Below are 22,665 nucleotides of genomic sequence, written 5' to 3'. Positions count from 1 at the left end.
TGGTATTGAAGGTGTGAGCGCGCGATGAGTATCCGCCCCTGGAGAGATGTGATCAGACGTAAGTCCCGCCAGATAATGGTGGGCAATGTGCCTGTGGGTGGCGATGCACCAATTTCTGTGCAGACCATGACCAATACTCTCACGTCTGATGCTAAGGCCACTATCGCTCAAATTCACGCCGCGAAAGACGCGGGTGCGGATATCGTGCGTGTTTCTTGCCCTGACGAAGCTTCAACGGCGGCGATGCCTGAGATCTGCCGTGAAGCAGGTGTGCCAATCATCGCTGACATTCACTTCCACTATAAACGCGCGCTTGAGGCTGCGGACGCTGGCGCCGCTTGCTTGCGCATTAACCCGGGCAATATCGGCTCGGCTGAGCGCGTGCGTGAAGTGGTGCGGGCCGCAAAAGCAAATGGCTGTTCTATGCGCATTGGTGTGAATGCCGGGTCACTTGAGAAGCATCTTCTTGAGAAATATGGTGAGCCGTGCCCCGAAGCGCTGGTTGAAAGCGCACTTGAGCACGCCCGTATTCTTGAAGACAATGACTTCACCAATTTCAAGATCAGCGTGAAGGCGTCTGACCTTTTCCTCGCGGTCGCGGCCTATCACGGCCTTGCGGATGCGTGTGATTATCCGCTTCATCTCGGTATTACCGAAGCTGGTGCCTTGCGGGGTGGAACGGTAAAATCATCCATCGGTATCGGCTCGCTCCTCTGGGCTGGCATTGGGGATACGGTGCGGGTTTCCCTCTCTGCTGACCCGGTTGAAGAAGTGAAAGCCGGATTTGAAATTCTCAAATCACTCGGCCTTCGTCACCGGGGCGTGCGTATCGTTTCATGCCCGTCTTGTGCGCGGCAAGCCTTCCCCGTGATCAAAACCGTTGAGGTGCTTGAAGAACGTTTGGCGCATATTCATACGCCCTTGAGCCTCTCGATCATCGGTTGTGTGGTCAACGGTCCCGGCGAAGCGCGGGAGACAGATATTGGCCTCACTGGTGGTGGCCAAGGTAATCACATGGTGTATCTCTCCGGTGTGACCGACCATAAAATTACCGACGATAAACTCGTTGATCATATTGTGACGCTGGTTGAAGAAAAAGCCGCGGAAATTGACGCCGCAGCCGCGTCTCATTAGCTAAAATAAAAGGAATTTCCCGTGTCCAAACTGCAACCAGCGCGGGGCACGCGCGATATCTATGGGGATGAAGCTCGCCGGATGAGCGTGGTGGTTGAAACCTTCCGCCGTGTTGCGGGGTCTTATGGTTTTGAAGACCTTTCCACCCCCATTTTTGAGTTTACTGAAGTGTTCAAGCGCCCGCTTGGCGAGGCCTCGGATGTGGTCTCGAAAGAAATGTACACATTTGAAGATCGTGGCGGTGAAGAGGTAACGCTTCGGCCTGAGTTTACGGCAGGTGTTTGCCGGGCGTTTATCTCAAACGGCATGCAGCAGAACCTGCCCTGCAGGTTGATGAGCCACGGCCCCGCGTTTCGGTATGAACGGCCACAGAAGGGTCGTTACCGCCAGTTCCACCAGATCAACGCCGAGCTTCTGGGCCCGGATACGCCTGAGTTTGATGTAGATATGATTGCCATGGCGTGGCGGCTTCTGTGTGAGCTGGGGCAAGGGGACAAGGTGATCCTGCACCTGAATACGCTGGGAGACGCGGAAAGCCGTGTGGCATATCGGGATGCGCTTGTGGCCTACCTTGAGCAGCACAAAAGCAAGCTATCAGAAGACAGCGTTCGCCGTCTTGAGACCAACCCGCTACGTATTCTCGATAGCAAGGATGAGGGCGATAAGGTGATTGTGGCAGATGCGCCTCTCTTGTCTGACCACTTGAATGAACCATCCCGCGCGTTTTTTGAAGCTGTCAAAGCCGGGTTGGAAGCGGTTGGTGTTCCCTATAAGCATGATGAGCGGCTGGTTCGCGGGCTTGACTATTACACCCACACTGCTTTTGAGTTTGTCACCACCGAGTTAGGCGCCCAGGGCACTGTGCTTGCGGGTGGGCGTTATGACGGTTTGATCGAAAAACTGGGCGGCCCCAAAGTTGCGGGTGTGGGTTGGGCCGGTGGTATTGAGCGCCTTGCCATGCTCTCAAACATCGAGCTTGAGGAAAAACAGCCGGTTTTCATCATGCCGATGGGCGATGCGGCGACGCTGAAGGCCTATACGCTGGCAGAAGATATGCGCAAAGCTGGCGCAACAGTAATGGCGGACCGCAGCGGCAACCTCAAGAAGCGCCTGACGCGCGCGAGCAAGGCGGGCGCACGTTTCGCTGTTATCGTGGGCGATAACGAGTTGGAAGCTGGCGTTGTTATGGTGAAAAACCTTGAAAGCGGCGAGCAGTCTGAAGTTGCGTTTGCTGACATCGCTCGCGCAGTTGCGGGGTAAAGAGTATGGCACAAATTTCTGAAGAGCGCCTTGAGCAACTCCTTGACCGGTATGATTATCTGGGTCACGCCCTCGGCACACCCGATCAGTTTTCGAACGAAGAGTTTGTGAAGCTGAGCCGCGAGTATGCGGACTTGGGGCCTGTGATTGAAGCAGTGAATGCTGTTAAAGCTGCCCGTGACGAAATGGCTGACCTTAAGGAAATGGCAGCGAGCGGCGATGACGCGGAAATGCGAGAGCTGGCGCAGGAAGAGCTTTATGAGCTCAAGGAACGTCTGCCCGAGATGGAACACGCTCTCTCAATCCAGCTTCTGCCCAAGGACGCGGCGGATGAACGCTCCGCTATCCTTGAGATCAGGGCAGGCACCGGCGGCGATGAGGCGGCACTGTTTGCGGGCGACCTGTACCGCATGTACGAGCGCTATGCTGACAGTCAGGGCTGGAAGATCGAGATGATTTCCGCGTCACCGGCGGAGGTTGGCGGCTTCAAGGAAGTGATGGCCAATATCGCGGGTAAAGGCGTGTTCGCGAAACTGAAGTTCGAATCTGGCGTACACCGGGTGCAGCGTGTGCCTGCAACCGAATCTGGCGGACGTATCCATACAAGTGCTGCGACGGTTGCGGTGCTGCCGGAAGCGGAAGAGGTGGATATCGAGATCCGCGCTGAAGATATCCGCATCGATACCATGCGGTCGTCCGGTTCGGGCGGCCAGCACGTGAACACCACGGATTCCGCGGTTCGTATTACCCATCTGCCTACGGGTATCATGGTTGTGCAGTCTGAAAAGTCCCAGCACAAGAACCGGGACAAGGCGATGAAGATCCTGCGGGCCCGGCTTTATGACCTTGAGCGTGAGAAGGCTGCGAATGAACGTGCCTCGGACCGAAAAGCACAGGTAGGTTCGGGCGACAGGTCTGAGCGCATCCGCACCTATAACTTCCCGCAAGGGCGGGTGACAGATCACCGCATTGGGCTAACTCTCCATAAACTCGACCAGATTCTGGCTGGTGATGGCCTTGTTGAGGTGATTGATGCGCTGATCTCGGAAGATCAGGCCGCAAAACTTTCCGCCATGGAAGCTGGCTTTTGACGGTTGAACTGCCCACGACGGCATACGCCTGCCTGCGTTTTATGGAGGCAGGACTGAAAGATATCAGCGGTGATTGCGCCTTGATTGATGCGGAGCTTTTGCTCTCGCATACTCTCGGATGGCCGCGCATGCGTGTGTACGCGGAGCGGGAATTTATACTCCCATACCGCGAAAGTGTGGCGCTTTCTGAGGCGTATATGCGGCGTATGTGCGGCGAACCTGTGGCGTATATTCTTGGTGTTCAGGAGTTCTGGAGCCTTGAGTTTGATGTGAGCTCCGAGACGCTTATCCCGCGGGCGGATACGGAAACGCTGGTTGAGGTTTCTCTCACGGCGCTTAAGGAAAAAAGCAGCCCCAGAATTCTGGACTTGGGAACAGGCACCGGCTGTATCCTGCTGAGCCTGCTCCATGAACGGGCTGATGCCTCCGGTGTGGGCGTGGACGTGAATGCTGGTGCGGTTACACTCGCGCAAAACAATGCCCAGAAGCTTGGCTTGTCAGGCCGTGCGCAGGTTATTGAAAGCAACTGGTTCGAGCATGTGCCGACTGGCCAGTTCGATCTTATCACCTCAAACCCACCCTATATACCGGCGGCGGATATCGAGGGGCTCATGCAGGATGTGCGGGATTATGAGCCCATGTCGGCGCTTGATGGTGGCGATGACGGCCTTACCGCCTATCGCCTGATCACAGAATCAGCACAGGGCTTTATGGAACCAGGCGGGTATCTGGCGGTTGAGATCGGTATTGCCCAGTCAGAGGACGTTTCCCGGCTTTTTGTGGCGGCGGGCTTCGAAGATGTAACAGCCCGCAAGGACCTCGCGGGCATAAACCGCGTGATAATCGGCAAAAAAAGTTAATATCGGCCCGATTTATCCTTGGAATAGGCCAAAAAGGCCGCTAGGGTGATTTCAGTCCTTGGCGATAGATGTACGGCGATGGCCGGTTTTCCGGGACTAATTCCGAAAAAGGTCGAATGTCGATGTCGGAAAAGCGACAGGCCCAGCCTGTCTTTAATTCATGATTTCTGATCACTGTTGGTATTGATTTCGAATGAAACAAGCACAAAACGCGCGCAACAAACAGCGCGGTCGCTCTCCGTCTCGTAAGGGCGGGGGGAAGTCGAGCGGCCCGGGGAATACACGTTCAGAACCTAAGGTTCGCGGTAATCCAAAGCAGCTTTTGGAAAAATACAAAAACCAGGCACGAGAGGCTCGTCAGTCGGGCGACCGTGTGATGGCAGAATATTATTATCAGTTCGCAGATCACTATCAGCGGGTTCTGAATGATATGCGTGGGCCCGGTGCGCATGTTGATACCACTGACGAGACCGGTGAAACGGATGGCGATGATATTGGCAACCGTGACACAAGTGGCGGCAACCGCGAGGGCGGTCGGGGTAACAACCGGGGTAACCGCAACGATAGAGGCGAGCGCGGTGACGACGGGGAAGGTCGTCAGCAGCGCCGTGGTCGTGGCGGTCGTAGGCCACGCGGTGAAGGCCAGCATGAGAATGGTGCCGCAGGGGACGCAGGTCGCCCGGCGGACCCTTCACAGCAGGAACAGCCGGTTGAAGTGCATCCGGAACTTGACCTTGATGGGTCTCTCGCAGCGCCCGCTACAGGGGACGCAACAGGGGACGCAGAAGAAAAACCCAAGCGCCGCCGCGCGCCGGTACAGCGTAAACGCGCACCCCGCAAGGCGGCTGAAGCTGAGGGCGGGGAAAGTGCTGATGCACCTAAAGCGCCCGAAGATAACGCTGCAGCGTAAAGCTGGGTGATATCAGGTTTAAAGAAAAGGCTGCCCGTGGGCGGCCTTTTTTGTGGCTGGCAATCGCGAGTATCTTTTATTTGTCGCGAAACCAGCCGGTGATTGAATAACGGTAAGCAGACACAAAGCTTGGCACATAGCTTACGGCGTGGCGCTGTGGGATGGTAAACAGATTAAGGGCATTGAAACGTGGGATGAAGGCATCCTCGATATCGTTATTATCCGCGAAAAACTGCAAATACCCGCCCCAATCCGGCGCCCAATTGGGGGTGAAGTTCAACACATAAGCTACTCGCCAGGCTTCCCCCATGTTAGAATCCGTGTGCAGGTTGAGAAAATTGTTGGGGCCATAACAGGTGGCCTGGGCATCCGCTTTCAGGAGGGTAGAAATGCCCGTTACCTCGCGCATGAATGTAAGCATCTCTTCGCTATTGAGAAACTCGAGCACCCGGTCGAGAAGCAGGTCCGGGTTCCATTGCTGCATATAGGCATCAAGCATGGGATAACAGAGATAAGAATACTGAAAGCCCCTCTGGGCTTCGCCAAAAATCTTGGCCATCATGGTCTGGCGTTCCGCCATGCCCATCTCCGCGAACTGGCGCGCGGGTATAAACTTGCCCTCATGGTCATGATAGGCATAACCCCACGGCACTTCCTGAGTAAGGCACGTAAATATATCTCGCGCCACGTCATCGTTGAAAATGTTGGGTATCTGCAGTCGGTTCTTTTGCTTGTAGGTTTGTGCGAACGCGGAGGCGTCCAGGCTGCTATTGAGGTGAATTTCTTTCATACAGGCTCCGATGAGAACGCGAGGCAGATCGCCATAAACACCAAGGTTTTGTAGTCTTGAATAATCCTTCCTATCTCGGTGACCATGGTGGGGTTCAATGGAAATGAGACCAGAGGTGCAGGTGGTGGCTATCAGTGGAAGGCTTTTTATAACTCTGCATCTTGCCTGAATTTGATATCATCCCCACATGTATAATGTCCGGTGCGCTCATGAGAGGCACGGGCTTGTAATCAGTGTAACAGTCGCTGCTTCAAAGAAGGGCGATACTAATCATGGGGTTGAAGACACATGAATATTGAAAACTATACCGACCGTACCCGCGGTTTCATCCAAAGTGCCCAGGGCCTCGCGCTCCGTGAAGGGCATCAGCGTTTTACACCAGAACATATTCTCAAGGTCCTTCTGGACGATCCTGAAGGCCTGGCCGCGAACCTTATTCGCGCCGCCGGTGGTCGTCCGACCCAAGCCAAAGAAGGCGTTGAAGGGCTGCTTGGCAAACTCCCCAAGGTGGAAGGTGCTGGCGCCGGGCAACTGCATCTGGACCCTCTTACCGCACAACTTTTTGCCAAAGCTGAAGAGGTAGCCAATAAAGCAAGCGACAAGTATGTCACTGCTGAACGGCTGTTGCTTGCTTTCTTGCTGACGCCCAAATGTGAGGGCGGGAAGGTCTTGATGCAGGCGGGTGTAACGCCTGAAGGGCTCAATAAAGCCATCAATGATATCCGGAAAGGCCGCACAGCCGACACCGCTTCGGCTGAGGATGCCTATGATGCGCTCAAGCGTTTTGCGCAAGACCTGACTGAACGCGCCCGCGCGGGCAAGCTTGACCCCGTGATTGGGCGAGACGAAGAAATACGCCGTACAGTGCAGGTGCTGGCGCGGCGCACCAAAAACAACCCCGTCCTCATTGGTGAACCTGGTGTTGGTAAAACGGCGATTGCGGAGGGTCTTGCCCTCAGGATCGCCAATGGTGACGTGCCTGACAGCCTTAAAAACAAGCGCATCATGGCGCTCGATATGGGCGCGTTGATTGCAGGCGCCAAATACCGTGGTGAGTTTGAAGAACGGCTCAAAGGTGTGCTGCAGGAGGTTTCCGCCGGTGAAGGCGACATTATCTTGTTCATTGACGAGATGCACACGCTTGTGGGTGCCGGTAAAACCGATGGTGCCATGGATGCTTCCAACTTGTTGAAACCAGCGCTTGCACGTGGTGAGTTGCACTGCATTGGCGCAACGACCCTGAATGAATATAAAAAATATGTGGAGAAGGATGCCGCGCTTGAGCGCCGGTTCCAGCCTGTAATGGTGCTTGAACCTACGGTGGAAGACACGATTTCCATCCTGCGCGGGCTCAAGGAAAAATATGAGCTTCACCACGGCGTGCGGATCACTGACGGCGCGCTTGTTGCTGCCGCAACGCTGTCCAATCGTTATATCACAGACCGTTTCCTGCCCGACAAAGCCATCGATTTGATGGACGAGGCGGCGTCTCGCCTGCGCATGGAAACCGAATCCAAACCCGAAGAGATTGACGAACTGGACCGCAAGATCATCCAGCTCAAGATCGAACGGGAAGCGATGAAAAAAGAAAAGGATGATGGTGCCAAAGCACGCCTCAAAGAGCTTGCGAAGGAGCTTGCCGCGCTAGAAGAGCGTTCCGCGGAACTTACCGCGCGCTGGCAGGCGGAGAAGGACAAGATTGCGGGTGAGAAGCAGCTTAAGGAACATCTTGATCAGGCACGTGTAGAGTTGGAGCAGGCTCAGCGTCGCGGCGATTATGAGCGCGCGGGCCAACTGCAGCACAGCACAATCCCAGGACTTGAACGCCGCATCGAAAGCGCCGCGAACGCAAGCGAAAGCAACCTGCTGCGGGAAGAGGTAACGGATCAAGATATCGCGGGTGTGGTGGCGCGCTGGACCGGTGTGCCGGTTGAAAAGATGCTGGAAGGTGAGCGCGAGAAACTTCTGCGTATGGAAGAGGAGCTCGGCAAGCGGGTCATCGGCCAGGCGGAAGCGCTTGAGGCTGTATCTTCGTCCGTGCGGCGTGCTCGTGCGGGCCTCCAGGACCCGAACCGGCCACTTGGCAGTTTCCTTTTCCTCGGGCCAACCGGTGTGGGCAAAACAGAGCTGACCAAAGCGCTGGCTGCGTTTCTCTTTAATGATGACACCGCGCTTGTGCGTATCGATATGTCAGAGTTCATGGAGAAACATTCGGTGGCGCGGCTTATTGGCGCTCCTCCCGGTTATGTGGGTTATGAGGAAGGTGGTGTGCTGACCGAAGCGGTTCGCAGGCGGCCTTATCAAGTGGTCTTGTTTGACGAGATCGAGAAGGCACACCCAGATGTCTTCAACGTGCTGTTGCAGGTGCTTGACGATGGTCGGCTGACTGATGGCCAAGGACGCACAGTAGATTTCACCAACACCATGATCATCCTGACCTCCAATCTTGGCTCGCACCTGATTGCCGAGCTCGGTGAAGATGATCCGGTCGAGAAGGTGCGTGATGGTGTGATGGACGTGGTGAAAAGTTCGTTCCGGCCGGAGTTCATCAACCGGTTGGATGAGATAATCCTCTTCCACCGTTTGGCGCGGGCGCATATGGCAGGCATTGTGGATATCCAGCTTGGGCGGCTTCGCAAGCTGCTTACGGACCGTAAGATCGCGCTGGAGCTGGATGATGACGCACGCAACTGGCTCGCGGATGCAGGCTATGACCCCGTGTATGGGGCGCGGCCGCTGAAGCGCGCTGTGCAGAAAAATGTGCAGGACCCGCTGGCTGAAAAAATACTGCGTGGTGATGTGAAGCCCGGTGATACAGTTTCGGTTTCCGTAATGGACGGTCAGCTAAGTTTTGAAGCGCGGGCAAACGCTTCAGTTGCCGCCTAGAGCACAGACATAAAGCTCACTCAAAAGGCCGCCATTGGCGGCCTTTTCTCTGTATGGTTTTAATGCTCTATCAAGAATTGACACAAAACCTGACCGGGGCGCATATTGGACCGACCCCTCGTGTGCTGAAGGTTCGATATGCGTCATAAGCTCTGTAAGCGACTGTTCAAGTTTTGGCGGCAACGCGCCGCTGAAGGCAAGCTGCCGGAGCTCAGAGAATTTTTCGACGAAGCTGATTTGAACTTCCGTAAAGCCGGTGTGATTATCGTGCGCGAGGCTGGCGATATCTTCTATGATTTTTGTGGCGATGAGGTGATGGCGGCACTTGGTGCCGACATTCTCGGCCAATCCATGACCTTCTGCTACCCGGAAAAGTTTAAAGCCCTGCAGCTTGAAAGCGCAAACATCTGTTTTGATCAACAGGTGGGGCTGGACCGTTTCTCTCGTTTCTCGTTCGGTCACAGACATAAGGACATTGAGTGGCTTTTGCTGCCCGCACGCGATGCGATCGGTGACCGGGTCGTGCTTGTGGGCATGTCTGCGACTTTTGTAGAGCATGACGCGATGGATGCGCTGGCGACAGGGTCTGACCTTGTGGAGCGTATCATTGCACAGGACTATCTTTCGCTCGGCAAAGGGGTGCAGTTTGACCAGCTGAGCCGCCAAAGCTGGGCAGTGCTTGACGCCATGGGCGCCAGCATGAGTGTGGACGGTGTCTCGGTCCCCCGCAGCACGACAGCTATGGGGGGTGACGCGGCCTATGCGGCGCGCAAGGCATCGTTGGCAAAAGTATTGGCTGTAGCAAATCCTGCAGAATTTGCGGGGCAGGCCAGTAAGCTGGGTAAGCTCTATAATTTTCATCAGGTGGAAACATTTGGCCAAGCGCTCGAGATCCTCAAGAAGGATAGGGTGGACGTGTTGATTGTGGATGAACGCATAGAAGGCGGTGTTGGTCTTGATCTCATTCAGGTTACGCAAGACCAGGAAGAGGCACCCGCGTGCGTTTTGATGCTTAGCCCTCGCGAAGGGGCGGAAGATACCACCATCAAAACCGAAAATGGGCTTGTGCACCTCCTGGTAAAACCCTTGGGGGATTTTGCGCTTCGGAAGGCAATTGATGACGCGGGTGACTATGTGCATGCCCGCCAGAAAGATCGCTTTTATGAAGAAGGTGGCACACCCTAACGAGCCTCGCGTGATGCTGGACCCATTCTTGCTTCTGGGCTAAAACTCATGGCTGTGAAAAGGGGAGTGGTTTGGGCGTGAACGCATCTATTTCATCATCATTGCAGCAGGCGATGGCCCAGCTACAACAGGGCAATGTTGTGGCGGCGGAAAGTGTGCTTGTCCCTCTGAATATGCGACATCCAAACCATCCGGACGTGCTGCATCTCCTTGCTATGGCAGCGAAACAGAAGGGGTCGATTGACGCGGCCGAGCAATACTTTAAGGCCAGCCTCAAGGCTGCGCCGAGGCAGGCTGCTGTGCACGCGAATTTCGCGAACCTGTTGGTGGGCAGGAGCAAAATATCGGAGGCGATCAAACACTACAGGCAAGCAGTGGAGATTGAGCCAGGGTTTGTAAATGGCTGGTATAATCTGGCGTTGACGCTCGCGAAAGCAGGGCAGTTTGATGACGCGTTGAAAGCGTCCGATAAACTGATGAGCCTCACGCCAGGGAAGGCCCGTAGCGTTGAGGCCGCAGCGTCTATCAAGCAAAAGGCGGGGGATGAAGAGGGTGCGCGGGCGCTGATTGAAGCTTTGGTTGCGCGAGAGCCGAAGGTTGGCAACCATCACTATGTGCTGGCTAATCTATTGCGGGCACAGGCGGCATTTTCCGAATCTGCTGCGGCATATGAAAAAGCGCTCCAGTTTGGTGTGGCAACGCCGGAGCTGTTCCTCAATCTCGCGGAAGTGTATTACGAAGATCAGGCGCCAGACAGGGCGCTTGAAACATATGGGCGCGGATTGGCTCGTTTCCCTGGTGACGCGGTGCTGCATACGGCGCACGCCAAGTTTCTGTGGCAGGTGAAGCCCGAGGAGGACCACCTGAAGGCGCTGAAAGCTACCATTCCCACACAGCCAAACAATATGGGCCTTTGGGGCAGTTATTTTGACTTGCTCGCGCATCAGGGGCGGCATGAGGATATTCTGAAAGGTCTCAGTGAGGCTTACCGGGTGGGTGTGCGTGCTCCGAGGCTTACGCTCGCGGAAGCGGCAGCAACCTCGGTTACCGGAGATGCGGTGGATGCGACCAAGATATATGAACGCCTTCTTGAGGAAGACCCCGTTGGTATTCCGCCGAAGATCAGTTTTGCTGAACATCTTCTGAAGTCAGGTGATCCCGAGCGTGCGGAAGCCTTATGCGCGGAAGCTATCGCCAGAAACTTCCATGACCAGCAGGCTTGGGCTTACAGGGGCACGGCATGGCAATTGATGGGTGATGACCGTGCAGACTGGATCTTTGATTTTGAGAATATGGTCCGCACGGTTGAGGTGCAATCACCCCAAGGATACAGTAGTTCTGAAGAGTTTTTTGCAGAGGTTGCGCATGAGCTTGACCTTCTTCACCGCACGCAAGCGCATCCCATTGATCAGACCTTGCGGGGCGGCACGCAGACGAACGGCTTCTTGTTCCGCATGAAAAACCCGGTTCTCAGGCAGCTTGAACAAGCGATCCGGGAGGCGATTGAGCGTACGGTGCAGGGGTACCCTGATATACCTGATCATCCTTTCTGGGGTAGAAAGTCTGAGCGTGTGGCGTTTAAGGGGGCTTGGTCCGTCAAGCTCAAGAGCCAAGGATATCATACCAACCATTTCCATCCGGAGGGGTGGCTCAGTTCAGCGCTTTATATCAGCCTGCCGCCTGAGGTGGACAGCGCAACAACAGCGGGCCATATCCAGTTTGGGGAGCCGGTGGCAGAGCTCGGGCTCGATCTAACTGCCAAACGCACGATCAGGCCTGAGGTTGGCAAGCTGGCACTTTTTCCGTCCTATATGTGGCACGGGACGGTGCCGTTTTCATCCTCTCACCCCCGCATGACCGTCGCCTTTGACGTGGTACCTGCGCGCGAGGTTTAGCGTCTTCCCTACCCACAGGCTTTCATGCGCCGGATGTTCTGGCGGCGGCTTAGCCATGTGTGCGTCATTTTCTTGACTGAAATAAAAAAGAAGCGGCGGGTTTCCCCGCCGCTTCCGGCATTCACTCTAATTCCTAAGCGGAATTAGAAGGATACTGTCACGCTAGCGTGCAGGTAACGACCAAGTGTGTCGTAGAAACCAGCAACGGTGTTAGCGTTGGTTGAAAGCGTACCGCCAACGAGTGGTGGCTCTTTGTCGAAGATGTTGTTCACACCAACGAGCAGGCCAACGTTTTCGTTGATCTCGAATGTACCTTTCAGGTCGAAGTAGCTAACAGCGCTGATGCCATCAGCAGCGAGCGCGTCAACTGTGCCGTCGTAACCAACTTTACCGAAGTAACGCCAGTGAACAGACGCAGACCAGAAGCTGTCAGACGTATAGGTCGTCCGCAGAGTGTGACGCCATTCTGGCTGTGCGAAACAGTCAGTGCTTGTCACGCCTACGCAGTCATACGTCGCGCTGTCAACACCTGGAAGAGGAGTAAACTCTTTCTTCAGCATGTATGTACCGGTCAGCTTGGTTGTCAGCGTACCAGTGAACAGCTCCATCTCGTAGTCGGCGGTTACGTCGATACCACGGAAGTGACGGCTAGCAAGGTTGATGTTGGTAGCTTGTACGTAGTTACCCTGACCGAGCCACAGTGAGCCGTTAGGCGCACGGTTTACGTTGTCACAGAATACGTCAAGACCTGTCAGACCACACTGCTCAACAGTCAGTTCAGCAGGTACAGTACCGATAACCTGGTCAAGCTGGATATCCCAGTAGTCAACGCTGAAGCGGAAGCCCTCAAGTGGGTTCGCAACGATACCGAATGACCATGTGTCAGCAATCTCAGGATCGAGATCTGGGTTACCACCAAACAGACCATTGTACTGTGACGCAGGTGAGATCAAGCTAGGTGAACCGTAAGCGCCAGCAGACAGGCCAGTGTTCGCACACTGTGCTTGTGTCAGCGATGGGTTGTCACCACCACATGGGTCAGTACCGTTCCAGAGACCGGTTGACTGTGGAGCGAAGAGCTCAGCTACGTTAGGAGCACGTACTGCACGGTTGTAGGAAGCACGGAGCTTCACTTCGTCCATCACGGTCCAGTTCAGGCCTACTTTGTAGGTCTCGTTGGTGCCGGATGTGTTGTAGTCAGACAGACGACCACCAAGCTCGAGTGTCAGGTCTTTTGCGAAGGAAGCGTCTTCCACAAGTGGAATGCTTGCCTCAGCAAAGAGTTCTTTCACTGCGTATGAACCTTTGATGGATTCTGTTGTACCACCTTGACCGAGGAGAAGGCCTTGCGCGAATACTTCGTCAGCATCACGAGCAAATACTTCTTTACGGTATTCAGTACCGAGAACCACAGCAACAGGTGATTCAGCCGTTGGCATTGAGAAGCCAAGGTCACCAGTTACGTATGCGTTAGCGATATACTGTTTGGTGATACCGTTCATGACACCAACGCCAGTCATGCCAGCAGCGATTTCAGGCGTAATTGCCTGATAGCCAAATACTGGGTATGAGCCGCCTTCAACTGCAGGGCGCAGAGCCGTTGAGAAGAAGTCGTTGATGTATGCGGTTGAAGATGACGTTGAGCCATACTGTACCGATGCATCATAGTGCCAGTTGTCAGTGATAGCGCCTTCAGTACCAAATACGATGCGGAAGGAGTTGTGCTCCAGCTTATCGATACGTGGACCACCTTCTACGTTACGCTTACCAACATATGCAGCGAAGCTGTCATCTGGGCCAAGACCCCAGTCTGTACAAGCTTGTGCAATTTGCTGGGCTGTAAGGAAGTCAGCACCACAAGAAATCGTGTATTCTTCAGCGAAGAAAGTACCGGACTCAGCGATCTGAGCTTCGGTGCGGTCACGCATGAAGGAGATTTCCATGTAAGGACGAACGTGTTCGTTGATTTCGTAGTTAACGAACGCGCCACCAGTCCAGCGCTCATCAGGGCGCATGAAGTGGTTTACAGGTGCGTAGTTGTAGAGGTTGCCGCTTGCGCCAGTGAAGCCGCCATTCGGGTCAAGAGACCAGAATTTGTTTGCGCCGCCGCCGTATACGTCGCCGATCGAGTTGTTGATCGCATCAGCATTCGCCCATGGCAGTTCGTATGGGTTGCCATCGTCATCAAGCGCCTGAACGTAACCGTTGTCGCTAAGAACCAGCTCGCCACCAGAAGTGTGGTAGCTGTAGATGGTGTTGCCGGTCGCAGGGTCGATTGGATACATGTCGAAGTTCGGGATAACAGCGTTAGCCGAACCACCGCATGATGTACCTGCGTTGTTGAGGGCACATGAAGAGTAGTCACGCTCACCTTGGCGCATCTCTTCGTTTTTACGCCATGTAGCGTAAACAGTTACGTGACCTTTGTCGTCAGCGAAGTCTGAACCGAACGCGATGTCGACATTGTATGTCTTACCGCCGATGCCGCTGCTACCTGTTGGGTAGTCAAAGCCGCGAGCATCCATCAGGCCTTGCATGTATTCGTTGTCGTTATTGTGCTGGTAACCAGAGATACCTGCAGTGATTTCAAGACCTTCAAAGTCATTGTCCATCACGAAGTTAACAACACCAGCAACAGCGTCAGCACCATATGTGGAAGCACCACCACCGGTCATCACTTCAGCGCGCTTAACAAGAGCAGGCGGGATCTGGTTGATGTCAGGTGATTGTGAGTAGATACCACCTGGCTGCAGACGACGACCGTTTACCAGTACGAGAGTACGGGTTGCGCCCATGCCGCGAAGGTCAAGGTTAGCAGTACCGGAAGCACCGTTAGCGATGAACGAAGTTTGGCCAGCCTCGATTTGTGGCAGGCTGTTCATCAGGTCCTCGATGCGGGTGAAGCCGCTGAGCTTGATATCTTGTGCTGACGTTACTGACAGCGGGCTCACGCTTTCCACATCACGGCGGATAATACGTGAACCGGTAACCACAACCTCTTCAAGGTCGAAGTCTTCCATGGTGTCCGCCTCTTGAGCGGAAGCACCTGTTACACCTGCACCCAGCGCGAAGCTGGCGAGGAGGGTTGCGGCGCTACCCAGAAGGGCAGTACGACGCATTTTCTTGAGTTCCTTAGACACTCTGCGTTTCCTCTTCTCTTTTATTACTTTCCAAGCACTCGGAATTCGCGGAAAATTTTAACCGCACATAAGGTCTAGCCAGATTCTGTCCCGGGGCGACACAAAAGTTTAACGTTCGGCATGGTTTTGCTTATGCATTAAACGAATGGTGTGTTATTTGAGCCACAGATATAAACGATAGATTATTTAGGCGATATATTGCCTATTTATGGTGCAAAACCATACTTTTAGTGATTGGCGATTAGTTTAGTTGGAGGCGGAAGGTTTAGTGTCAGAGTGGCACATGTGACGCACGTGCCCACTTGGATAAGAGCCACTTTTCGTTAACGATTGGGGGCTCTCCAGAGTGCAAAGTTTTGCGGTTGGGTGATCCGTCCGGTAACAGATTGTAAAAGCACAGAAGGTCCCCCAATCCGCCTTTGAAGTCGATGTTAAGGTTGCAGAAGCGGGTTGCTCCGCCGCTATAGTTTTCATTCAGATAAACAAGACCGGTCTTCGTTCTTTGGCCGCTGCATGCAAGATGTTGTTGGTGGGCCGGGAAGTCGGGATCAAAAAAATCATAGTGGGGCCTGTAACTCTGGCCTGGCCTGTAATGCAGCAGCGAGAGCGGGTCGGCATGGCTGACCGGGTGATCCATAGCCTTCATGATGAGGGTGTTGATAGACTGGACCACCACATCGCTTTCAAGCAGGCGGAAGTTGGCGAAACTGTTTGTGCGGCTATCGTCCGCAATCTCACCCGCCGCTGCATCGTGCACGGTGGCGCCGCTTAGATGTCCCGCGCCAACGCTGATCATATAGTCGCATAGTGTGGAGCCTAGCATGCCTCGCCTTACCGCAATGTTGGGGCTTTCGCTCAAGGTCTCTGCTTTAGCCAGTTTTTGAGTGTGAGGAAGGGCAATGAGACGCTTTATATCGCCCCACGGAATACGCTTAACTTGGGGTGGCGCAGCTGGCTGACGCATCTTTCGTCCCACCAGCGTGCTCGCATGCAGGTTGGCTGCCGCATTACCGTTCTCAGCAGCGTGAAGTATCCATCCGACGCCTAACGCATTCTCAGTTGAATCACCGCTCGTGCATAGATCTTCGCCGAGCAAATAGGCCGCGAGAGAATCTCCGGCGGATGCTGCTGCATAATAGAGTGTATGACGAAGCGGACGAAGGTGAGGCAGCGGCCGCATCAGGAAGGCAATTTGCCTGAGGGCAGAAATGCAGCCTGATTTGGCGGCGCGGATAAGCCAAGTGAGAGCGGCGTCCCAGTCAGCCTCACCAATATAGCTAGAAGAATAAAGCACAGACACAAGTTGCTGTGCGGCTAAGTCGCCTGCTTTTGCGGCACTCAACATCAATTTGAAGCCCTGTTCGGTTTCCCTGTCTGTATGCCGACCGGCGATTTGCCACGCAGCCACTTGTGTTTGAGCAGGGGTGTAGTCCAGTGACGTAGCTTTTTGTGCCCAATCCCAAGCTTTTGTGTCGTTCTGAAGGTCTAGCGCCTGCGCCAGTTCCAGCATGGCAGCGGGGTCTCCGGCTTCTGCGCGGATGGTGAGGGAGAGTAGATGCTGAGGGGTAGTGTACATAGCGCGCAATCACTTCAATGTGGCATCATGAAATACGCCGGGCAGGAGCCCGGCGTACAGTAGTTGGTATTTCAGCGTTACCTAGAATGTAGCGCGGAAACCGAAGGTGAACCGGCGGCCCACCACGTCGTATGTGCCTGCGTCTGTGTTGAGCTGACCAGCTACACCAGCACCCATGATCGGCGCCTTTTTGTTGAACAGGTTGTCCACGTTGGTGAAGACAGACAGGTTCTCGTTCACGGTATAACGAAGGCCGAGGTCGAAGTAGTGAACTGCTGGAATATCTGGAACCAGCGTGTCCTCACGACGACGGGTGCCGAACGCTACACGCTCATCTGTTACGCCGCCGATATAGCGGTGACGCAGCGATGCCGAGAAGTCCTCAACCGAGTAGGTCAGGCGTGTGGTTGTTGCCCATTTCGGGTTGGCGCGACCACAGATGCCACGAACACCAATCAAACCAGTACAGTCGTTGACCTCAGAGATCGGGCTGGCTTGAGTTTCAGCTTCCAGAAGACGAGTGCCAAGAAGCTTGAGGTCAAAGTTGCCACCGAAAGCATCGAAGTTATATGCAACCGAGAAGTCCACGCCCTTGGCGGTAAACTTGGCGATGTTCTCGTTATATTGTGGAACGTTCTCCAGTTGGCCGTCTTCGCGCCGTGCGGTAAGTGCCTGACAATATTGGTTGCCAAGGTCGAGCACCTGAGCACAGGCATCTATCATGCTCTGAAGGCCACCACCAAGAGATGAGATGGCATTGTCCACGGTGATGCTATAGAGGTCTGCGGTGAGTGTGAGACCCGGAACCATAGCTGGTGTATAAACAGCGCCAATCGACCAAGTTGTTGATGTCTCTTCACCGAGACCGGCGTTTCCGCCGAACAAGCCTTGGATTTGGGTATTCTCTTGGTTGAAGCCATCGATCAGAGACTCGGGTACACCAAGCTCAAGACAGAATGCCCGTTCAGCCGCTGTGCGGCTTGGTGTGTCGTTACAGAAGTCCTGCGCACCAGGGAAGCCGTTTGAGAAACCGAGGAACAGCTCGTTCACGTTTGGTGCGCGTACGGCCTGCTGGTAAAGACCACGGAACTTAACGTCATCTACCGGACGCCATTCACCACCGATCTTGTAGCTCGTCACCCCGCCAACTGTGGAGTAGTCGGAGAAACGAATACCAGCTTCAAGGCCGAGATACTGGGCGCCAGTAACACCTGAGAGCAGTGGTACGATCGTTTCCAGGTACATTTCCTTGACATCGAAGTCACCTTTTGTTGGGGCGCCTGCGTTAAAGCCATCGATATCGCCCGTCGCAAGGAAGGTGTCAGGGTTGGTTTCCGCCTTGTCTTTGCGGTATTCAACACCGGCTGCGAAACCTACTTCACCGCCAGGCAGCTCGAACAGGTTGCCCGCAATATTGGCACCTACCTGTTGTTGTGTAACGGCTGTCAGGTTGGTTGCGGCAATTTTGAGGTAATTGATCATTTCCTCGGTCATTTTGCCTTCACCAAATGGGTTCAGAACCACGCAGCCATTTGATGGATTCAGACATTCATTCGGGTTGTCTGGGTTAACCAGCATGCCCTGAATGAAGCGGGAAACAACGATGTTACCGTCCTGGCGTTGAGCCTGGTTTGTCTTGCCGTAGTTATAGAAGACTTCCCAGTTCAGGCCATTGCCAACTTCACCATTCAAGCCAATGACATAGCGGAACAGTTTGTTGTCATCGTCCTGCAGGCGAGGGCCAGCTTCCAGCATGCGGCGCGAGATATTGAGCCTGACAAGGTTGTCGCCGTCTGTATCAATGGTTGAGAACAGAGCTCGGGTTGCTTCGGGCATGTAGGGGTTGCGCAGGTCAATATCCATTGTTTCACCAAATGGTGTTGGTGCAAGCTGGCTTTCGATCCGGTTATGCGCATAGGTCATTTCAGCGAACAGGTTGATGTCATCTGTCAGCTGATAATTACCGATACCGGTGATGGCGTGACGTACAAGCGGCAGCTGAAGGTTGTTTACCGGCGCGAAGTTATAGGCGTGTTTGGTGCTGTCATAGCGAACGGGTGTACCGTCATCCAGGATGATGTGACCGAGCCCGCTACCAGTAAAGCGACCTTGTGGAACACCTGCGCTACCACCTGGGATAAAGATCGGATTGCCTTGGTCATCTGTTGATTCGCCGAGCTGTACAGCTGCAAAGTCCCGATCACCAGCAAGGGTTTGGTTACGCTTCAGGTAGTTACCATAAATTACCACGTTACCGCGACCATCGGCGAAGTTGCCGCCAAGGGTGAAGTCAACGTTGTACCGCTCCGAATCGCCTTCCTGGCTGAGACCATACTGGCCATTCACCTGAACGCCTTCGAAGTCATCCTTGAGGATGAAGTTCACCACACCGGCCATGGCGTCAGAGCCGTAAACCGCTGAGGCACCACCGGTTACTACCTCAACCTGCTTGATAAGGGCAGGCGGGATGTTGTTGAGGTCAACCACGCCGTTGGCGGCTGAACCCACAAACCGACGACCGTTCATCAGCACGAGCGTGCGAGCTGTGCCAAGGTTACGCAGGTTTACGTTTGCCTGGCCGTTGCCTGGGTTGTTTGTGGTGGGACCGTTTGAGGACGCTGTTTGCGGCATGCCATCAAGCACGCGGTCAATCTCCACAACAGCGCCGATGCTGATTTCTTCTGCAGAGATAACGTTCACCGGGCTGTTGGCAACGAGGTCTTTCCGCGGAATGCGGGAGCCGGTTACGACAACTTCTTCCAGTTCACCGTCTGTCTCCATGCTTTCCTGAGCATAGGCACTGGTGCTGAGGGCCATTGCCATCATGGTTGCAAATGTCGCTGTGCCTGCCAGCAGGCCAGCTTTTATTGTTCTACCCTGTTTTTGGGTCATTCTGTTCTCCTCCCAAAGAGAGTTGTTAGTCAAAAAGAGAGGACAATGAATGCTGATCAAGTCAGGGAAATAAACAGGCGATTACAGTTTTAATTGTGAATTAATCATAACATTTATTTGTGTGTGCTTAATAAACTTCATGTAAAAGTTATAAAATCATGAACTTATATATATTTTTGGTTTGAAGTATTATGCTTAACATTCTTTAGTTTAATACTTTTACTGCGCATAAGAAAAGGCGCCTGGAAACCCGAGCGCCTTTTGCTGTACTCAACCTGACTGAAAGTGTCAGTTTACTCGTTTGATCCGAACAGATTTTCCAGAACTTTCAACAATCATAAAAAAGCCGCCGAAGTTGGTTTCCTTGATCGTCACGGCGGAGCCCGGTGGAAGACTGCCCGCAGAGGTTTTGTCTATATTCTGCCAGATATGCCCATTGTCCAGCTTGATATAAACGCCGCCAAACTGCGGTTTCTTGGTTGCGACAACGGTGCTCTTGAACTCTTTAAAATCACCCTCGGTGGCGCCGCGCTGCCCGAACTCTTCAAGCGCGAGTGCGGCAAGGTCCGCCTCGCGCTGTTTTTCCGCTTCAATCCGTGCTTCTTCTGCAAGCCGCCGCTGCTTGTTTTCTTCGCGGAGTTTTGCGGCTTCGGCTTTCAATGTCGCCGCTTCTTTGAGGTTTTCTTTCGCTTTGGCAAAATCAAACACTGCGGCGGCTTCGTCAAAACAAGTCAGCCGCTTGCTGTCATTTTCTATTTGTGCACAGGCCTTAAATTGATTGAGGTCAGCTTTTTCGCCCTGTGCGGATACGGCAGGCATCGTGTATGCCAAGCCCGCGCCTAGCAAAAGCAGCGCTTTAATAATTGTTTTCATTTGTCTCATGTCCCCTGATCTTAAACCCTCTGAGGTGTCTCAGATAGGATGCCAGTATTATGGTTGAAAATGACTGCGGGATGAACCGTCGGGCACTCCCCTAGCGGTCCGTCCCCTGCACTTGCGCGGATACCTCGTCCAGCGTTGGTACTGCCGGACCGGTTGCGCCAGCTTGCATTATATAAGAGCGCTGTGTCTGTATTTGCTGAATGTCGGCCAACAACTGCGTTCGTTGTGCAGCGAATGTTTCGAGATCCGCGCCCTTCAGTTCACGCCCGGTTGGAAGGTCGAGTGTGAGCGGGTTGACCTGTTTATCATTCATCATCACTTCATAATGCAGGTGAGCGGCGCTCACCCGGCCGGTAGCCCCGGCATAGCCGATGACCTGTCCCTGTTTTACACGAGCACCAGCCTTGATACCTTTGCCGTACTTGCTCAAGTGTGCATAAGCCGTCTTATAGGTGCCATTGTGGCGAATGCGAATGTAATTGCCATATGAGCCATAGCGGCTGGCGCGCTCCACAACACCGTCACCTGCTGCCATGATGGGGGTGCCGGTCCGTGCCCGGAAGTCCACGCCCTTGTGCATGCGCGTGTACCCGAGAACAGGGTGTTTGCGGCGGCCGTAGTTGGACGTCACCACGGTAACATCCAGCGGTGTTTTCATCAGGGCTTTGCGAGTGCTTTTGCCGTCACCGTCAAAATAGTCAGCGTCACCCGCGGCATCGATAAAATAATTGGCCTCAAGGTCACGTTTGCGCAGACCCAGTTTGACCTGAAGAAGCTGGCCGTCCTGCATGTCACCAAAATCGGGAGCATATTGCCGCTCAAAGTAAACCTGAAAAGTGTCGCCTGTTCGAATTTCACGTTCAAAGTCGACGTCGAAGCTCATTAGCCGAATCAGGTCGACGATTACCTTGGTCGGTAGACCCGCACGCTGCGCTGATAGATAAAGGCTGTCTGTTATCTCGCCTTCCACTAGGTGAGTAAGGGAGATAGTTCCAATGTCCTGACGCTCTGCTTTGAAGCCGTCTCCGGCCGCGAACACAACAGCTTCCGCATCAAAGCTGTCGCGCATGCGCAGTTCCTGCACATTGCCGTCCGTGTCAGACGTGATGCGTACTTCTTGCCCGCGTTGCAGCTTTCTTAGATTCGTGACCTCGCGCAGGCTTGCCACCATACGGTGTGCTGTAACCGATGGGATGTCCGCGCGTTGTAGTAGCCCGATCAATGTTTCGTTGCGCTTCAGGCTATATTGTTTTTCGGCTGGGGCAGGTGGTGGTGCGTCTTTCTCTACGCTTATCTGCTCATCAAGCTGCGGAGGAATCGCCGAGGTGATGCTTTGCGACGCAGCTTCGGTTTCCGGACCTGTTTCAGGGCCACTTAAAAGAAGATGTCCCATCATCAGCAATGCCAATCCAAAACCGGCAATCAGAGTGAAGCCAAGCGGCGACTCGCTCGCCCGGATTAACTGCCCGATACGGGCTTTGCTGTCAGCGGGCAGTCGAGCTGCCAAAATACGGTCACGAATCTCGTGAAAGCGAAACATTTCTTTCCCTTCTGATTCAACTCGGTCCGGCGAGGGAGTGGTATGCGATTCCCCGTGGCCGGACCTGTTCGAAGTAAAATACAGTCTTTATATATATAGGGCAACATGCCTGTCGTACCCCAAGCGCTTTCCAGATACCTATCAGAGGCCACTTCTGTTGAAAAGCGCATGTTTCTGCGCCTTATAGCGAGAAGCTGTAAAAAAAGTGCAAAAGAAGCAAAAAAGCCCTTGCGTTCGAGAGCCGATCCCCCTAGAAACCGCTCCACCGACGGGGCGCGCTGCTCTACCGGACACGAGCCAAACTGGCTCGAAGGTTCGGAAGGAATGCCGCAACGTCATCACGATCTGAAGGCCTTAAAAACGGCCTTGACACGGTGGCCCTGGTCACCATATACAGATCGCCCTGTCGCACGCTGACGAAACGTCCGGTCCGACAAACTGCCTGACAGATGAATGTTTCAGGTGACTGGATTTTCCGGTCGGGCAGGTTTTTGTTCTTTGACATAGTTGATATGGAAGGGAGATGTGGACGGTGGTCTGGTGACCATTGTTTGGATCTCAAGGATACTCCGGAGGTTTTACGGCCTCTTATGTATCCAGCTACATCGAGAGATGTAGCGTCAG

At 54.1% G+C, this 22,665-nt stretch carries 14 protein-coding genes; 8 read left to right on the top strand and 6 right to left on the bottom strand.

Going from position 1 to position 22,665, the window contains the following annotated elements; translation table 11 throughout:
* The first annotated feature begins 24 nt into the window (after window positions 1–24).
* The 5 genes from ispG (at window position 25) to ACN0XZ_RS13940 (ending at window position 5,255) form a co-directional block, all read left to right on the top strand.
* Window positions 25–1,134, top strand: a complete 1,110-nt coding sequence (gene ispG, locus ACN0XZ_RS13960) for a flavodoxin-dependent (E)-4-hydroxy-3-methylbut-2-enyl-diphosphate synthase (RefSeq protein ID WP_417458403.1) — start codon at window positions 25–27, stop codon at window positions 1,132–1,134.
* Between the two features lie 21 nt (window positions 1,135–1,155).
* Window positions 1,156–2,394, top strand: coding sequence for a histidine--tRNA ligase (hisS, locus tag ACN0XZ_RS13955; RefSeq protein ID WP_417458402.1), 1,239 nt, complete (start codon window positions 1,156–1,158; stop codon window positions 2,392–2,394).
* A gap of 5 nt (window positions 2,395–2,399) precedes the next feature.
* On the top strand, window positions 2,400–3,485 hold the full coding sequence (gene prfA / locus ACN0XZ_RS13950; protein WP_417458401.1) for a peptide chain release factor 1: 1,086 nt from the start codon (window positions 2,400–2,402) through the stop codon (window positions 3,483–3,485).
* On the top strand, window positions 3,482–4,345 hold the full coding sequence (gene prmC / locus ACN0XZ_RS13945; RefSeq protein ID WP_417458400.1) for a peptide chain release factor N(5)-glutamine methyltransferase: 864 nt from the start codon (window positions 3,482–3,484) through the stop codon (window positions 4,343–4,345). Before prfA ends, prmC begins: the two co-directional genes overlap by 4 nt.
* A 193-nt stretch (window positions 4,346–4,538) precedes the next feature.
* The gene (locus tag ACN0XZ_RS13940) at window positions 4,539–5,255 is read left to right on the top strand and encodes a DUF4167 domain-containing protein (protein WP_417458399.1); all 717 of its coding nucleotides are present in this window, start codon (window positions 4,539–4,541) and stop codon (window positions 5,253–5,255) included.
* Between the two features lie 76 nt (window positions 5,256–5,331).
* Here the strand turns inward: ACN0XZ_RS13940 and ACN0XZ_RS13935 are convergent, their stop codons facing one another.
* The gene (locus ACN0XZ_RS13935) at window positions 5,332–6,045 is read right to left on the bottom strand and encodes a 2OG-Fe(II) oxygenase (RefSeq protein WP_417458398.1); all 714 of its coding nucleotides are present in this window, start codon (window positions 6,043–6,045) and stop codon (window positions 5,332–5,334) included.
* A 288-nt stretch (window positions 6,046–6,333) separates the two neighbouring features.
* Between ACN0XZ_RS13935 and clpB the strand changes: the two genes are divergently transcribed.
* The 3 genes from clpB to ACN0XZ_RS13920 all read left to right on the top strand — a co-directional run bounded on the left by clpB (window position 6,334) and on the right by ACN0XZ_RS13920 (window position 12,011).
* Window positions 6,334–8,931 (top strand): ATP-dependent chaperone ClpB, encoded by a 2,598-nt coding sequence (gene clpB, locus ACN0XZ_RS13930; protein ID WP_417458397.1) that lies wholly within the window; start codon window positions 6,334–6,336, stop codon window positions 8,929–8,931.
* A gap of 138 nt (window positions 8,932–9,069) precedes the next feature.
* A complete protein-coding gene (locus tag ACN0XZ_RS13925; RefSeq protein ID WP_417458396.1) occupies window positions 9,070–10,116 on the top strand; it encodes a response regulator in 1,047 nt (348 codons plus the stop codon).
* Between the two features lie 77 nt (window positions 10,117–10,193).
* Complete coding sequence (locus ACN0XZ_RS13920; protein ID WP_417458395.1) at window positions 10,194–12,011, top strand: tetratricopeptide repeat protein; 1,818 nt, start codon at window positions 10,194–10,196, stop codon at window positions 12,009–12,011.
* A 143-nt stretch (window positions 12,012–12,154) separates the two neighbouring features.
* Here ACN0XZ_RS13920 and ACN0XZ_RS13915 read toward each other — a convergent pair whose 3' ends face one another.
* The 5 genes from ACN0XZ_RS13915 to ACN0XZ_RS13895 all read right to left on the bottom strand — a co-directional run bounded on the left by ACN0XZ_RS13915 (window position 12,155) and on the right by ACN0XZ_RS13895 (window position 22,041).
* Window positions 12,155–15,151, bottom strand: coding sequence for a TonB-dependent receptor domain-containing protein (locus ACN0XZ_RS13915; protein WP_417458394.1), 2,997 nt, complete (start codon window positions 15,149–15,151; stop codon window positions 12,155–12,157).
* Window positions 15,152–15,422: 271 nt separating this feature from the next.
* Window positions 15,423–16,727, bottom strand: coding sequence for a 2OG-Fe(II) oxygenase (locus ACN0XZ_RS13910; protein ID WP_417458393.1), 1,305 nt, complete (start codon window positions 16,725–16,727; stop codon window positions 15,423–15,425).
* An 81-nt stretch (window positions 16,728–16,808) separates the two neighbouring features.
* A complete protein-coding gene (locus tag ACN0XZ_RS13905) occupies window positions 16,809–19,619 on the bottom strand; it encodes a TonB-dependent receptor domain-containing protein (protein WP_417458392.1) in 2,811 nt (936 codons plus the stop codon).
* A 288-nt stretch (window positions 19,620–19,907) separates the two neighbouring features.
* The gene (locus tag ACN0XZ_RS13900; RefSeq protein WP_417458391.1) at window positions 19,908–20,492 is read right to left on the bottom strand and encodes a hypothetical protein; all 585 of its coding nucleotides are present in this window, start codon (window positions 20,490–20,492) and stop codon (window positions 19,908–19,910) included.
* A gap of 100 nt (window positions 20,493–20,592) precedes the next feature.
* Entirely contained in the window at window positions 20,593–22,041 is a 1,449-nt protein-coding gene (locus ACN0XZ_RS13895) for a peptidoglycan DD-metalloendopeptidase family protein (RefSeq protein ID WP_417458390.1), read from the bottom strand.
* Window positions 22,042–22,665 lie beyond the last annotated feature (624 nt).

The organism is Kordiimonas sp. (genome assembly GCF_048264555.1).
In the GTDB taxonomy this organism is placed as follows: Bacteria; Pseudomonadota; Alphaproteobacteria; order Sphingomonadales; family Kordiimonadaceae; genus Kordiimonas.
The sequence above is the reverse complement of the archived record's forward strand: the minus strand, read 5'-3'. Positions and strand labels throughout refer to the sequence as shown.